Raw genomic sequence first — 16,489 nt, 5'->3', positions numbered from 1 at the left:
CAATCTACTGTATATTGCAAATATTATCATCTACCACATCCAGGCTACTGCTGCAATACAGTGATTAATGGAATTTTAGCAAGGTTTCGTGCAGTTTTCGTCACAGATCAGGTTTCACGTCCAGTTTTTACTACCTATAATTGGCTATCAATTATTCTCCTGACTAGCGTGGGAGTGGCGGTTTCAGTATGGGGAATGCGGGGGCTAAAATGGTTACAAGCTGGGGAGTTAAGCATTTATGACCAAATGCTGCGAGATGCTTCACAATTGCAAAAATCTCCTCTTCAAGAACCACTTGAGAGGCGAATTTTATTAGTTACAATTACTCAAGAGGATCTGACACGAGAAAAATGGCCTTTGTCAGACAAAACTATCAACAAATTATTAGAAAAGTTAGAATCTTATCAACCCCGTGTAATTGGGTTAAATATTTACCGCAATGAGCAAACAAATTTAGGCACTGATCTCCAAAAGCAAGATAACATTATTGGTACTTGTTTGTTAAGTAATTTTGGTAGATTGGAAGTACCGCCACCACCTAACTTTCCTATCGAAAATATTGGCTTTGACGATGTAGTAACTGACAACTTTAACGACCAAGTTATTCGACGCAGTTTATTATTTACTGAATCTACAAATACAGATTATAAATGTCAAACGCAGTTTTCTTTTCCGGCTTTATTAGCGATTAAATACCTGGAGAAAGAAGGAATTACATATAATTTTAATAACAATCAAGAACTTCAAATAGGTAAAACTATATTCCCGCGTTTAGATCAAAATGCCGGCAGTTATCAGCATACAGATGCAGATGGCTATCAAATTCTATTAAATTATCGTCACCCAAATAATCTTGTTCAACAAGTTACTCTCACACAAGTTCTTGCAAATCAAATCAACCCTAATTGGATAAAAGATCGTTTGGTAATTATTGGGACTACTGCTGCTAGTGTGCATCCTGGTTACTATACGCCTTATAGCAGTTTGTCAGACCAACCTGCGAGAATGCCTCGTGTTTTAATTCATGCTCAAGTAGCTAGTCAAATTCTCGGTACAGTTTTAGATGGAAGACCTCTAATTTATTATTGGACTGACTGGGCTGAATTTTTGTGGATTTGGGTTTGTGCCTTGGTGGGTGCTGTTTTGGCATGGCAATGGCGACATCCTTTGTTGTTATTATTAGTGGCAAGTTTTATTCTTTTCAGTTTGTTGGGAGTTGCTGCTGGTCTTTATCTACAAGGAATATGGATACCATTATTTGCACCTTCTTTAGCGGTGGTTATAAGTAGTATTACTATGATGCTTTACACGAGTTACCGAACTCAGCAGGAAAATCAGGCGATTTTGTTGCAAGTAGAAAAACAACAAGAAGCGATCGCACAATTAAGTCTATTATTTGATCAAGACACAGCATTCCCATCCCAGTTTAATTACCTGACTATCTCGGATATATCCATATCTAAAAACGATGTCTCTCTTTTGGCTGGACGCTACAAAATCTTTAAATCTCTTGGTTCTGGTGGTTTCGGTCGTACTTATTTAGCAGAAGATACCCAACGACAGGGTAATCCTATTTGTGTCGTTAAGCAGTTAATGCCTGCCCGTCAGGATACCAGATTTTTACAAGTTGCCCGTAGATTATTTAATACTGAAGCTGAAATTTTAGCCGTTTTGGGTAAACATCCTCAGATTCCCGAATTATTTGCCTATTTTGAAGATAATCAAGAGTTTTATTTGGTGCAAGAATATATCTCCGGTCAAACTTTGAGTGAAGAATTACTACCCGAAAAAGGTGTTAAAAGCGAAGTTTTTGTAGTTGATATGCTCAAAGAAATTTTAGAAATTTTAGTATTTATACATCAATATCATGTCATTCATCGGGATATTAAACCAACAAATATTATGAGATGTGCTGAAAATAATAAACTGGTTTTGATAGATTTTGGTGCGGTTAAATTAATCCAACCTAGAATAAGTGGAGAAACAGAATTAGCCACAGTAGCTATTGGGACAAGAGGCTATTCACCACCAGAACAATTTGCAGGTCATCCCCGCTTATCTAGTGATATTTACGCTTTGGGTATGATTGCTATTCAAGCTATCACTGGCATTTCACCGCAGGAATTACAACCAAATCCAGAGACCGGTAATATTATGTGGCAACACACAACTACTGTCAGCACAGAGTTAGCGGCAATTTTAGAGAGGATGGTTTGCTACCATTTTAGCGATCGCTATCAATCTGCTACTGCTGTTCTTCAAGATTTAAAATCATTAGTCATTAGTCATTAGTCATTGGTTATTAGTTATTAGTTATTAGACATAGGAGTGAAAATTAAATGTGCGTGACTTTAAAACCTTGTAGAGAGGTTCCATGTATAGGGATTCTTGTCTCGTAAGAATTCAGAATTCAGGAGTCAGAAAGAAAGAGGAAAGGGAGAGTTTTTGCATAAGTCCTAATTTTATCTATGTAAGGATTCAGGATACAGAATATTTGATATAGCAGGGAACTCTTAACAGAAGAGAAAAATATTCTTCTTCCTCCTTCCTCCTTCTTCTTCCTTCTCCTGACTCCTGACTCCTGAATTCTTACCTCGTCTCTACAATCTTTTTCACCAGATGTCTATTGGTTATTAGTATGAAAAATCACTTCGCTGTCATTATTATATATGTAATTTATGAAAATAAATTATGTAAATATTACATAAGCGAATAATTAAGTTGTGCCATTAGCAGCTACGATCAGGATTATTTTTTTGTTAAGGTTTCCCGCAAACTTAAAGTTGAGTAACTTTAAAGACAGAAATAGTATCAAGGACTACGGAAACTACTTAAATAACGTCAAGCAATTGGTGCATAGGAACAAAAACAAGTGCTGAAGAAATTTTTCATGATTGGGGTTTTTACCCTTTTGCTGTTGGGAGTTCCACCGATGGGTAATGCTTTGGCCCAAGCAGCAACTCCACCACCTGATACTGGAGATACGGCATTTATGCTGATTTCGTCAGCGCTGGTATTGTTGATGACACCAGGGTTAGCTTTTTTTTATGGTGGATTTGTGCGATCGCGCAATATCCTCAACACCTTAATGATGAGTTTCGTGTTGATGGCGATTGTGGGAGTCACCTGGATTCTGTGGGGTTATAGCCTATCCTTTGCCCCTGGTTTACCCTTCATCGGTGGCTTACAGTGGTTAGGGTTGAATGGTGTCGGTTTAGAAACAACCGATTATCTGGTAGGTTCAGCCCCTGAAGATGTTGTTTCCTATGCAGGGACAATTCCCCACCAAGCATTCATGATCTACCAAGCCATGTTTGCAATCATCACCCCAGCTTTAATTTCTGGTGCGATCGCCGAACGGATGAGTTTCCGCGCTTATTGCCTATTTGTGCTGATGTGGTCAACCTTTATCTACACACCCTTAGCGCACATGGTTTGGGCAAAAGGTGGATTTTTGGGTTTATACGGTGGAATAGGCGCTCTTGACTTTGCTGGAGGTACAGTAGTACATATTAGTTCTGGGGTTTCTGCCCTTGTAGCAGCGATCGTCCTTGGCCCCCGGAAAAACCATCCAGATCGTCTCAGTCCTCCCCACAATGTACCCTTCATATTGCTAGGTGCAGGTTTACTTTGGTTTGGCTGGTTCGGTTTTAATGCTGGTAGCGCCTTATCTGCCGGCAGCGTTGCCACGGTAGCATTTGTAGCTACTAATACCTCAGCCGCAGCAGGTGCTTTAATGTGGCTAATTCTAGAAGCACGTTTACGGGGAAAACCCACCGCCGTTGGTGCAGCCACAGGTGCAGTAGCTGGCTTGGTAGGAATCACCCCAGCAGCAGGATTTGTCACTCCCTTAGCAGCAATTTTTATTGGTTTTATCACCGCAGTTGTTTGCTTCTATGCTGTGAGTTTCAAGCACAAGCTTAATGTTGATGATGCCTTAGATACCTTTCCGGTACATGGTGTAGGAGGAACCCTTGGGGCAATTTTAACCGCCATATTTGCCACTACAGAAGTCAACTCAGGTGGGAAAGATGGGGTATTGCGTGGTAATTTCGGGGAATTATTCATAGAACTAGCAGCGATCGCTATAGCTTATATCATTGCTGCTGCTGGTACATGGCTGATCCTCAAATTTATTGATGCCACAATCGGACTACGTGTGCAAGAGGAAACCGAAAATCAAGGTTTGGATATCAACGAACACGGAGAAGAAGGTTATAACTCCGAATTTGGCGATCGCATTAACGTTTCCTAAAAGCATCTGATTCTTTCTACTTCCATACTCTTAACTCCGTACTACAACCCAAGCAACAGCGGAACAGCTTTCATCCCGCTGTTTTTTTTATATTGCTAAAATTTGTGGGACTGATGTACATTTAATTTACTCGCTATGAAATTAACTATAGAATTCATTTAAATTTTTAATTTAGGACTTTTAATTTTTTAGTTGTGTCCACTCCAACCAAAACATTTCCGATCTGGGGATTTTTCTTGCTTATCACCAACGGTATCCTGATGTCAGCCGTCATCCTGCTGATTTGGCGACAGCAGAAACTAACTACCGCATTTGCAACCACAACTCCCCCAGAACAAGTTAACCTCGTCCCGCAAACCCAATCTTTAGCACCAGAGTTAGGCCCTCGCCATAAGCTTAGTTACCGACAATGGGTAGATGTCCTCAAACAAGAAGCCGAAGCATCAGCAGAACAACAACCCCAGAAATTAACTGTCCTCGCTGGAGATTCTCTGAGTTTGTGGTTTCCACCTGATTTATTACCCGAAGATAGAAATTGGCTGAATCAGGGAATATCTGGGGAAACTAGCGATGGATTATTGAAAAGATTAGATTTATTTGACCGTACCCAGCCAGAAATAGTTTTTGTGATGATTGGGATTAATGATCTCATTCGTGGGGTCAGCGATGAAGAAATTTTAGCCAATCAACGCCAAATTATCCGTTATTTACGTAGAAAGCACCCCCAAGCAAAAATTGTAGCGCAATCAATTTTACCTCACGGGGGAGAGGAAGCAACTTGGGAAGGACGGGAGAAACTGCTGGCTATTCCCAACAGTCGCATTCGCAATTTGAATGACGAACTACAAGGGATAGCCACTCAACAAGGTATCAGATACCTCAACTTACATCCCCTGTTTACCGACAAACAAGGTAATCTCCGCCGAGAATTTACTACCGATGGTTTACACCTCAATCCTCAAGGCTACATAATTTGGCGGACTGCATTGCAGATTTATAGCAACAGAGAATTAGCAGCCCAGTTTCAGGAAAGGCAAAACAAACCAAGTCTAGATCGGATTTAATAAAGTTAGCCATCGAAATCGTGTCTTCGCACGAGAAAATGATCAATAGTGATTTTAGCCACAAAACCAAAATGGATACGAAAGCATTTAAACGCAGCCTCCAACATTCAGAAAACTACAACCGTAAAGGGTTTGGACATAAAGCAGAAGTCGCTACCCAGTTGCAGTCTGAATATCAAAGTAACTTAATTCAACAAATACGCGATCGCAATTACACCCTCCAAAGAGGCAATGTTACCATCCGACTAGCACAGGCATTTGGTTTTTGCTGGGGTGTAGAACGTGCAGTAGCCATGGCCTACGAAACCCGTCAGCACTTCCCCTCAGAACGCATCTGGATTACCAACGAAATTATTCACAATCCCTCTGTGAATCAACGAATGCAAGACATGGAAGTCAAATTTATTCCTGTGGAAGCTAATAAAAAAGACTTCTCTGTTGTTGATACCGGAGATGTAGTCATCCTACCTGCCTTTGGTGCCAGCATTCAAGAAATGCAGATTTTAAATGATAAGGGCTGCCAAATTGTTGATACAACTTGTCCTTGGGTTTCCAAAGTCTGGAACACAGTTGAAAAACACAAAAAAGGCGAATACACCTCCATCATTCATGGTAAATATAAGCACGAAGAAACCGTCGCTACCAGTTCCTTTGCAGGTAAATATCTCATTGTCTTAAATTTACAAGAAGCAGAATATGTAACAGACTATATCCTCAATGGTGGCAACCGTGAAGAATTTTTAGCGAAGTTTGCTAAAGCTTGTTCTGCTGGATTTGACCCCGACAAAGATTTAGAACGAGTAGGTATCGCTAACCAAACAACCATGCTCAAAGATGACACCGAGAAAATTGGTAAAATGTTTGAGCGAACTATGATGCAAAAATATAGTCCCACAGAATTAACTCAGCATTTTCAAAACTTCAATACCATCTGTGACGCTACTCAAGAACGTCAAGATGCTATGTTAGAATTAGTAGAACAAAATCTAGATTTAATGGTAGTAATAGGTGGTTTTAATTCATCAAATACTACCCAACTACAACAAATAGCTTTTGACCGCACTATTCCTTCTTATCACATTGATTGTGTTGAGCGTATTCAATCTACTAATGCCATTGAACACAGGCAACTAACAGGAGATTTGGTAATTACCGAAAATTGGTTACCCGCAGGAGAAATTGTTGTAGGCATCACCTCCGGTGCTTCCACCCCCGATAAAGTAGTGGAAGATATTATTGAGAAAATTTTTGCATTAAAAGCAAGTTTGTAATTCGTAATTCGTAATTACGAATTACGAATTACGAATTACTGACTCCTAATATAATTTGTCCTGATATTGTCGGTGTTTAAAGTGACTCTCCATCGCTGTTTCACCGTCCGGTAAGTAAGATTAGAGAACTCCACAAAAAGAAATGCCCAATGTCATTCTGTTCACGAAGTGTGACAAGACAGGATCATTTATTTTGTGGCTTACTCTTACCCTTCCCATGCAGACAACATTATAGGACTTACGCAAAAACTCTCCCAAAATCTTATTCCTCCGTGTCCTCTGCGTCCTCTGCGGTTCGTTATTCCGTGACTCATGCGTAAGTCCTATATTACAAGCAAATTCTTAAAATACCCTATCGTGGATTGTATTTTGCTCAATTGCAGGATACAAAAAATTATACCCAGACATACTGCTAAATGTACAGGTTTAAGGATAGGCAAATAATGATATTATTTCTCAATAAATACTTATCCACTTAAATCATAAATGTTGGATGATGCAAGCAAGAGCATTTTTTATGCGTTGTTATCGGCATTTTTTGCAGCCTTGACGACCATTTTTGCCAAAATTGGAGTCGAAGCAATTAACCCCAATTTAGCAACCGCAATCCGCACAGTAGTTATTCTTGTGATGGTTTGGAGTTGGGTTTTAGTTAGAGGAGAATTCGATACATTTTTGGCAATCACTCCCAAAACGTTGTTGTTTCTAGTCTTCTCTGGGTTGTCAACGGGTTTATCTTGGTTGTTTTACTTTCGCGCTTTACAAGTGGGAAAAGCTTCTTTAGTAGCACCTTTGGACAAATCGAGTTTGGTTTTAGTACTGGTTTTTTCAGTACTTTTTCTCCAGGAACCGCTAACGCTGAAAATATTCTTGGGAACATCTTTAATTTTAATTGGTACGCTGGTTGTGATTCTTTGATACCGTTCCATAACTAAGAGAATTTTCAGCAAAACCTATTTAGATATTTGGCATTTTGGCACTCGTTTACAATAGCGGCTTGATACATTACAGAGATTACCAAGATGTTTTTACTAATTATACCGCAGACGGGTTAAACCCCGTCTTTTTTGTTATTTACTATTTGGCATTTTGGCAGAAAATGAAAAACTATCTATGTTAGGTTATTATCAATAGCAGGAATTAATAATGATCAAAACAAATAGCATGGGCTAAATTCCCGTTCTTATTGTTTGTTTCATTTGCAATCCTGAAAACCTATTGAATTTTATTTGTACTATTTTTTTTCATATTCCAAGGTGTATTGCCACTTTCAAGCTATTAGTGCGGACGGAATAACCCCCCGTCCTTTATTTTTTATTTGGAAGTCTCTAAACGTATTCCTAATAGGAGCTGGAGGCATACCACTCCAGACGCAGAGAAGGAAAAGACAAGGTTAGGAAATTCGGCGCAGTCTCATAAAGAAATAGTATTACGTTTATCCTGTCGATTTTCCAGAATAAATATGTGATCTTTAACGATGATGATAAAGATTGAAACTATGTGTTCTGCTCAATTTTGCATAACATAATATTTGTAACTGCCAAAAATCAGATTCCGTTTTTTTAGCAGTCGTATCCTCTCTTATCAGTTCTTAGCCTATTTGCATACATCCTCTAGGAAGATGCTTTAACAAAACAGGACAGGGTAAATTGATTTGGGATGTTGTTATGCACTGGATTTATAGCAAGGTTTGGCTAATCACCAAACCTTTTTTATATTTATATCTCTACCTTAATTTTAACCAAATATCCGGAAAAATTAGTTACATTAAGGGACTTCCAAATAAAAAAACACTCAAACTCTTATTCCTCTTTGTCTTCTGCGCCTCTGCGGTTCGTTAATCTGGATAATTTATTTCTTGGAAGTCCCTAAGTTCATCTGACTAGTGATAGCTCCTGCATATGCACCAAAATTTTATAGCGCAGAGTTGCATCAGCTATAAAACCTTTTTTACTCCCCTGCGATTTTGATGACACATCTTTTACTATAAACAATATTATACCAGCCTGTGTTTTTATAATTTATTTAACACAAATTTAGATAAATTGTATTTTTTTGTACAATGTAAAAATTTAAACTTCATAATCAGGATTTATGCACAGGGTACGAAAAATCAGGGTTTGAAATTGCTTCCTGACCGTCGTTATGACGAAAATACGTTAATCTAGCGTAAGTCCTCATAATTATGGACAATTACCCAAAGCACGAGTATCAAAGTAAAAATACTCAGCCTGAAAAGACTCTCCGCATTGACCGAAAACTAAAATGGCACACAACAGGCGTAAGCTGAAGCCAAAAGCTGCTCGAACTAATCAGCACCGTATAGATGACGCATTGAAAAAGACGAATCAAACATCTCAGAAACAGCCTCGATGGCGCAGTTGGTTAATATCAACTTTAGCGCTGACTATTTTGTTGAGCAGTACTGGTATGATTGTGGGTGTTGGCTGGATTAGCATTCTCTACATACTGAATCCAGAACAGATTAGCTGGCTAAATGAAGTTTTACCAAAATGGGCGCAAATCCCTTTAGGGAAGAAAGATGTCTCCTACACACTCCCGGAAATTGAACTCACCTTAAGTAAACAAAAGCGTATAGCTGGGGAAAGTCTATCTTTAGATAATCAGCAAAAAAAGTTATTTCTACTACCAGTTTTTCAAAAACGGAACAATTGTCAGTCTGATTGTCAAGAACTTGTGGAACTGAGGGTTTATGCGCTATCAAAAGACTTAGAGTTTCAATTTCAACAACAAAAATACTACCATCTAGTCACTCAATTGTCTGTTACTGGGCTTACAGAGTCCTTTGTGGAATCTGGGTTGGGTGAAAATGTTCCAGAGTCAGAAACTCAAGAGGGAAGCATTAACTTAGCTTTAACGGAGATCAAAGCTTTTGAAAATTCGACATCACCAGGTTTCTGGTTTTATTTGTGGGGCGATAGCACACAAGACAATGATAATAAAACTGCTTATGGTCGAATTGTTCACTACAATCCACAAAATCGCAGTTTACAGCAGATATTATCGTGGAAAAACCCTAATGGAACACTACCTAAATGGCAGGAAGTGACTGGTGGTGGTGCTAAAGAGTTAGTGATAGATCAGACAGTAGGTTTAGAGCCGCATTTGCAAGTTTATCAAGTTAAACCTAGCAAATTAGTTAGTAATTCCCTGTTACTGGAAGCAATTAACCTCAAAAAACCAGAAAGTGAAGATTTTGGTTATAAAAACTCTCTGTTACTAGCCCGCAATGGACTGTGGACACCTGCTGATGCTTGGTTGACATCTCTGGTAAAAGAGCGCAAAAAGCCTTATCCAGAAGCAGCACAGGCGCAAATAGATTTAATTCGCCTGCATTCTCAATTTACCAAAATTCAAGCTGACCAAAGTTGGGCTAGTCCTAGTCAACAAGTACTGACATATTTACTTGATGGTCGCTGGGAGCAAGCTTTACAGGTATTGATAGAATCGCCTGAAAAAGGTAAAGAAATTTATACCCTACTCAAAACAGATAAGGGTAAGTTATGGCATCGGACAACGGTGGCGTTGCGGCTCAATCCTACTAGACGTGCTGTGTTAGCTTGGGCATATCTGATCTTCGCTGTGCAAAGGGGAGAAGATCGTGCTGATTCGTGGATAGAAGGACAAGCAAATATTACTCAGGAAACTCTACCCTATCTTCAAGGTTTGTTCACTAAACTCGATGAGCAGGTAAATAATCCTCATGTTAGTCAGATTGTTGGTGGGGTGAAGAAAATCACCCAAGTTAATAATGCTGATTGGCTATTAATAGATCCTCAAGCCGATTTTAAAATTACGGATAAACAAGTATGGTATCAGGTGGAAGTGAGCGCATTTCATAATGGTACAAGTTGGTTAAGTTACCCGTTTTCTGATTTGCGATTACCAAAAACTCAGACTAGCCAATTTTGGACGAGAGTTTTGGGAATGAGGACTGATAACTCTATTCAGATAGTTGTTTGGGGAAGCAATGGAGAACAGCAAATCAACGCTGCTACTATCAAAGCCGTACAAATGCGAGGCGGGGTGTTGCGACTTTTAGCGGTTGGTGATTCTATTCCCCAAAATGAAAATAGTTCTATTCAACCCAAACCTCTAGCTTTGACTTCGGCAGCATTAGAATGGGTGCAACCTTCGCCGATCGCTATTCAAGAACTGAATCGACAGAATCCTCAAGGATTACAAGCAATTTTACCGAATGTATGGCGTGCTTTGCAGCAGTCTGGGGATATTCCTTCTGGTCAGGTTCTTAGCTTGGAGAAGATGAAAGCACAAATGGGTAGTTGGCCTGTGCAGATGGTTGATGTCACCAATGACGGTAATCTTGATGTGGTGTTGACTATTTCTGGTTCTGCGATCGCTTCTTTGACTCAGCCAGAAAATGAAAACTTGGGGAATGAGGATGATAAAATTCGCCCCCGGACTCTGATTTTTAGAGCTAATGGCAAGATCATATATAACGATTTTATCTCCAAGTCAGAACAAAATCTGACTGCGATCGCTAAACTGTCTAGTGATCAATCTCTAGCTTTATTGGTGGAAAGTGCTAATACATATAACTTAAAGCGCTGGTCAGAAACTAATCAGCGCTTTGAGTAGTAAGCAAATTTTGGGGTTTATTATTCGTGGCTGGAAGATTCTGTCTTTTGGCTCTTCAGGTTCTGTAACTGTTCGAGCAGGGAATCTACTTCGGCTTGCAAATCCATAAATTTCTCTTGCTGATCGTCTCTATAGTAAGCTTTGGTAAGCTTTTTGACTAGTTCGCTATGGGATTCGCAACTGGCAACACTGGATGACAAAGTGGACATAGTTATACTCATTTGCAAACTTAACTCACACCATTGGATATATTATAATAATGTCATCTTAATCTTTCTTAAAACATTGTATACTTTCCATCACATAGTCTGATAGGTTTACCCTTTAGTCATAAGAGACTACGATGATAGCGACTCTGTTCCAGAGATAACAAAGCCCTCAGCGTGGTAAAGTTATTGACACTATAAATAAAATCCCATTTTTCCAATCCCAAATCCTTAGTTAAGAAGTTTAGAATCCTGTGACTTTGAGCTTGTCTGTTGCTAAATCTCATTGCCAACCTTGGCCCGGACTGATAGAAGCCTATCGTGAATATTTGCCTGTCAGTGAAAGCACGCCAGTTGTTACTCTATTGGAAGGTAACACACCTTTAATCCCAGTGCCAGCGATCGCAGAACGCATTGGAAAACAGGTCAAGGTATTTGTTAAATATGATGGTCTTAACCCCACCGGCAGCTTCAAAGACCGGGGGATGACAATGGCAATTTCTAAAGCCAAGGAAGCAGGGGCTAAGGCGGTAATTTGTGCTAGTACAGGTAACACTTCCGCTGCCGCTGCTGCTTATGCTCGACGTGGGGGAATGAAACCTTTTGTGTTGATTCCTGATGGTTATGTGGCTTTGGGTAAGTTAGCGCAAGCCTTACTTTATGGCGCAGAGGTATTAGCTATTAAGGGGAATTTTGACCGAGCGCTGGAAATTGTCCGGGAAATGGCAGATAGTTATCCCATCACTTTGGTGAATTCTGTCAACCCCTACCGCTTGGAAGGTCAGAAAACAGGAGCTTTTGAAGTTGTCGATGCCTTGGGTAATGCTCCCGATTGGTTGTGTATTCCGGTGGGGAATGCGGGAAATATCACAGCATATTGGATGGGTTTTTGTCAATATCATCAAGATGGAAAGTGCGATCGCTTGCCGAAAATGATGGGTTTCCAAGCTGCTGGTGCTGCACCTTTGGTAAATGGTAAACCTGTCGCGAATCCTGAAACTTTAGCCACAGCAATTAGAATTGGTAATCCTGCTAGTTGGGATAAAGCGATCGCTGCTCAATCTGCAAGTCAGGGAAGCTTCAACGCCGTCACAGATGAAGAAATCCTCGACGCTTATCGACTTTTAGCCTCATCAGAAGGGATTTTCTGTGAACCTGCTAGTGCGGCTTCTGTAGCCGGGTTGTTAAAGGTAAAAGACCAAGTTCCCACAGGTGCAACTGTGGTTTGTGTCCTCACTGGTAATGGTTTGAAAGATCCAGATACAGCAATTAAACACAGTCATGCCCAATTTAAACAAGGTATCGCAGCGGAAGTTAAAGCCGTAGCTGAGGCAATGGGATTTTAAAGGTGACAGGTGACAGAAGTAAAAAGGTAATTATTGCTCCCCTGCTTCCTCTGCTCCCCTGCTCCCTTGCTTCCCCTGCTCCCCTGCTGCGCGTGCTTTGGTTAAACTGTCAATAGCATCACCCAAGGCTGTGGTTAGGCTGTTACGGGTTTGAGCGTGGTTGTCTTGCTCGATTTTCAATGCCTGAATTAAGCGATCGCGCTCTTTAGTCACAGCGATGAATTTGGCTTGTAATTCCTCTACAGATTTTGGTTCTGCCAATTCTGGCTCAATCGTCGTTGTCGCACTTTCAGCAATGGTATCAGCGTTTATACCTTGCAATTTCTGAAGTTCAGCTTTTACAGATGCGATCGCTTGTTGGTGCATTTTGGCATCTGCACGACGTTGTTCTGATTCAGTATTATATAGTTGTCGCCATTTTTGTGAACTCTCCCAAGCCTCATCACGTTTTTGCTGAAGTTCAGTTATCTGCTGTTTCAGGGCTTGAATTTCCGCTAACCATTTTTGTGTTAAATCTTGAGTCATAGAAGGTTTTTGTAGTAATTGTATTTAATCTTTTTAATACAACCAATAGTAAGAATTCAGGAGTCAGGAGTCAGGAGTCAGGAGTCAGGAGTCAGGAGTCAGGAGTCAGGAGGAAGAAGAATATTTTTCTCTTCTGTTCCCTGCTATATGAAATATTCTGTATCCTGAATCCTTACAACCAATAGATTAGTAGACTAGAGAAAAAATTGCTACTGCTATTACAGCACATTGTAGGTAAATGAGATCCAAAGTTGAAATCAAAATATGGCGTATGCCATGCTGAACTATCAAGCATCAAGCAGCTTTCATTCCTGTAGGGGTAAAGCGCAGTGCTAAACCCCTACTCCTGACTTCTGCTGTATATTGTTATTGTTACTGATACTCAAATCTAGTTAGCAGTTAAATTATGTTTAGACAGTGGTTTGCTGATAACTTGGGAATTAGTCAAGCTCGGAAGGAACAAGTATACCTGGATCTATGTAGATCAGTAACTCTGGAAGATGTCAGTTATTGGATTCAGGTTTTATTTGCTGCGGGCATTGCTACACTAGGATTGGTCTTAAACAGCGCTGCCGTAATTATTGGTGCAATGCTAATTTCTCCATTGATGGGGAGTATTCTGGCGAATGGACTAGCACTGGCTGCGGGTGATGTCATCCTTGCTATGCGATCGCTTTTTAATCTTGTCCTCAGTTGTATAGTTGCCATTTCCTTTGCTGTCTTCCTGGTGTCAGTATTACCATTTAAGGAAATGACTACTGAGATTGCAGCTAGAATTCGCCCCAATATCTTAGATTTAGTAGTCGCTTTATTTTCCGGTGCAGTTGGTTCAGTGGCAATTTGTAAAGAAGCAAAAGGAGTAGCAACTTCTGTCCCTGGTGTGGCTATTGCAGTGGCCTTAATGCCGCCCTTATGCGTTGTTGGTTATGGTATTGGTGTCGCAATTAGCGTGGATTCTGTCAAAGGACTACAGGTAGCTAGTGGTGGGGGATTACTATTTTTGACCAACTTAGTAGCAATTACGTTCACCGCCATGCTGGTTTTTTTAAGTTTACATATTGATAATGATCAGGTAAAACAAACAGTAAAAGCATGGCGGACAACAGATAAAGAAAGTTTGCGGATGCAGAGTATTTTAGAAAAATTACCTGCATACAATAAACTGAAAAAGGTGGGAGGTCTTCCTGGCAGATTTTTGTTGATTTTTACTACCATTGGTATAATTAGTTTTCCACTCAATCAATCTCTCAGCCAACTCAGGCGTGAAATTGCTTTGCAGCAACAGGAAAATAAAATTCGGAGAACAGCGACTGAAGTATGGCAACAGGAATTTGAAACTTTCCCTAGTGGTGAAACACGTTCTTATATTAGTAATATTTCAACTTCAGAAAAAAATAATAGGCTGACAATTCAACTTCAGGTATTTAGCAGTAAAGAATACACGAATGAAGAAAAAAATAATTATATCCAAATATTGGCTTCTCGTTTGCAGAAATCACCAGAATTATTAGCATTGAAACTGATTGAAATTCCGACAGCATCAAATGAACTTGTCCGCCAATTACCTGCGGAAAAACCTGTTGAACAAGTTGTTAATATTGCTCAGTTGCAAGCCAACTTTTTTCAAGAAGTACAATCTTCCTTAAGTGATATACAACTTCCTCAGCCAGCAAAATTAATTAATTACGAATTAATTAGTAGTCCTCTGCAACCATTAAGTATTCGGTTAATCTATTTGAGTGAAAGAGATATTGATAGAGATGCTCAAATGCTCTTGGCAGATACTATTAAAAGTAGGCTTAATTACCAGTCTGCGAAAGTGACAATGCAGAGAATAGGAACTGACGTAGGAATTATTTCTTTTGAAAAAGATCAATCAGTAGTGACACCAGCTAATGCTAAGTTGTTAGATCGTGCTGGTGAAATTTTACAGCAACAGCCTAATTTAAGCTTAGAGGTGATAGTTAACCAGGAACTAACCGAGCTACAAGATATCACTCAAGCGCGATCGCAAGCCATTCTAGAATACCTACAATTAAAATGGCAAATCAGTGACCACAGGATAGATACGCAAATAGGTACAGAACCTAAACCAAATGCCAAACTCCAAATTGCAGTAGAATCACTGAAGAAGCCACCACAGGAAACTCTGCCAGAACCGCGCTAATATGTTTAAAACTCGTTTTATCAGATTCTTTCGCTACCTCAATGGGCGAACACTGAAGAAAACTTTTGCCAGGACGATGGAAAGAAGACTTTTAGGACTGGCTTCAGAAATTGCTTTTAATGCCATGTTATCCCTATTTCCGGCTGTTCTTGCTGTACTGACAGCCATTGGATTAGCAGGAGAATCATTGCAAAACACCTTTATTCAACTAACAGTGCAACTGAGTCAGATTGTACCCGAAGATGCGTGGATTTTAATTAGCGACTTTGCGACTACAGAGATTGCTGAGTCTAAAAATAGGGGTTTGTTTTCTGCCAGTTTTGCGATCGCACTTTGGACAGCTTCTGGTGCAGTCAGTACCGCTATGACTGCTTTTGATCAAATTGAGCAAATTCCTCCAGAAGATATGCGTCCCTTTTGGAAAGCTAAACTCATTTCCCTGGGATTAACAATTGGTACAATATTGCTTTTAATGCTGGCTTCTTTTTTAGTATTTATTAGTGATTTACTTTTAGGAATAGTGGTAAATAGCAATCCTTATTTAGCATTCTTATTACCTCTTTGGAAACTGTTACAGTGGCCTTTAGCCTTAGTTATTGTTTCTGCTACTTTTAGCTTAGTCTATCGTTATGGACCAAGCGTGTGGAAACCAGGTATACCATTGATGCCAGGAGCAGTTTTAGCAGCTATATTTTGGGCATTAGTTTCTGCACTATTTCGGCTTTATGTCAGCAATTTTGGAAATTATAATAAAGTTTATGGTACGGTAGGAACTTTTATAGTACTAATGTTGTGGTTGTGGATGAGTGCCTCTGTTCTCCTGGTTGGCAACCAATTAAATGTAACAGTTGGTGAATTTATACAGACAAAAAGGGAGCAATTTGACAAAACAAATAATATGAATCAGTCAATATAAGTATTAGAGGATGTTTGAAAAGTCTATGAAAGGTATAATTCGTCATTCTGTTCACGAAGTGTGGCGTTAGCCATACGGAACGAAGTGCAGTGAAGAATCCTGATTTGGCGTTAAATTAT

Annotated in this window: 11 protein-coding genes; 9 read left to right on the top strand and 2 right to left on the bottom strand. The window is 39.7% G+C overall.

Annotated elements, in window-relative coordinates; all coding sequences use genetic code 11:
• The first annotated feature begins 60 nt into the window (after positions 1-60).
• The 6 genes from ACSQ6I_RS09520 (at position 61) to ACSQ6I_RS09495 (ending at position 11,210) form a co-directional block, all read left to right on the top strand.
• Positions 61-2,292: a CHASE2 domain-containing protein gene (locus tag ACSQ6I_RS09520; RefSeq protein ID WP_438890296.1), complete on the top strand. Its 2,232-nt coding sequence runs from the start codon at positions 61-63 to the stop codon at positions 2,290-2,292.
• A 640-nt stretch (positions 2,293-2,932) separates the two neighbouring features.
• Positions 2,933-4,255 (top strand): ammonium transporter, encoded by a 1,323-nt coding sequence (locus ACSQ6I_RS09515; protein WP_438890103.1) that lies wholly within the window; start codon positions 2,933-2,935, stop codon positions 4,253-4,255.
• Between the two features lie 194 nt (positions 4,256-4,449).
• The gene (locus ACSQ6I_RS09510) at positions 4,450-5,319 is read left to right on the top strand and encodes an SGNH/GDSL hydrolase family protein (RefSeq protein WP_438890102.1); all 870 of its coding nucleotides are present in this window, start codon (positions 4,450-4,452) and stop codon (positions 5,317-5,319) included.
• Positions 5,320-5,390: 71 nt separating this feature from the next.
• Entirely contained in the window at positions 5,391-6,590 is a 1,200-nt protein-coding gene (locus tag ACSQ6I_RS09505; RefSeq protein WP_438890295.1) for a 4-hydroxy-3-methylbut-2-enyl diphosphate reductase, read from the top strand.
• A gap of 486 nt (positions 6,591-7,076) precedes the next feature.
• On the top strand, positions 7,077-7,508 hold the full coding sequence (locus ACSQ6I_RS09500) for an EamA family transporter (protein ID WP_438890101.1): 432 nt from the start codon (positions 7,077-7,079) through the stop codon (positions 7,506-7,508).
• Positions 7,509-8,855: 1,347 nt separating this feature from the next.
• A complete protein-coding gene (locus ACSQ6I_RS09495) occupies positions 8,856-11,210 on the top strand; it encodes a hypothetical protein (RefSeq protein WP_438890100.1) in 2,355 nt (784 codons plus the stop codon).
• Positions 11,211-11,230: 20 nt separating this feature from the next.
• On the opposite strand, the gene ACSQ6I_RS09490 is transcribed toward ACSQ6I_RS09495, so the two are convergent.
• Positions 11,231-11,419, bottom strand: coding sequence for a hypothetical protein (locus ACSQ6I_RS09490; RefSeq protein WP_015214348.1), 189 nt, complete (start codon positions 11,417-11,419; stop codon positions 11,231-11,233).
• A gap of 251 nt (positions 11,420-11,670) precedes the next feature.
• Between ACSQ6I_RS09490 and thrC the strand changes: the two genes are divergently transcribed.
• Positions 11,671-12,762 carry a threonine synthase gene (thrC, locus tag ACSQ6I_RS09485; protein WP_438890099.1) on the top strand — a complete coding sequence of 364 codons (1,092 nt, stop codon included), beginning with the start codon at positions 11,671-11,673 and terminating at the stop codon, positions 12,760-12,762.
• A gap of 30 nt (positions 12,763-12,792) precedes the next feature.
• Here the strand turns inward: thrC and ACSQ6I_RS09480 are convergent, their stop codons facing one another.
• Complete coding sequence (locus tag ACSQ6I_RS09480; protein ID WP_438890098.1) at positions 12,793-13,287, bottom strand: hypothetical protein; 495 nt, start codon at positions 13,285-13,287, stop codon at positions 12,793-12,795.
• Between the two features lie 406 nt (positions 13,288-13,693).
• On the opposite strand from ACSQ6I_RS09480, the gene ACSQ6I_RS09475 reads away from it, so the two are divergent.
• Positions 13,694-15,454 (top strand): DUF389 domain-containing protein, encoded by a 1,761-nt coding sequence (locus ACSQ6I_RS09475; protein WP_438890097.1) that lies wholly within the window; start codon positions 13,694-13,696, stop codon positions 15,452-15,454.
• 1 nt (position 15,455) lies between these two features.
• Entirely contained in the window at positions 15,456-16,370 is a 915-nt protein-coding gene (locus ACSQ6I_RS09470) for a YihY/virulence factor BrkB family protein (protein WP_438890096.1), read from the top strand.
• Positions 16,371-16,489 lie beyond the last annotated feature (119 nt).

It is taken from the genome of Anabaena sp. WFMT (assembly GCF_051781005.1).
Classification (GTDB): Bacteria; Cyanobacteriota; Cyanobacteriia; order Cyanobacteriales; family Nostocaceae; genus Anabaena.
This window is presented reverse-complemented; position numbering and strand designations above follow the sequence as displayed.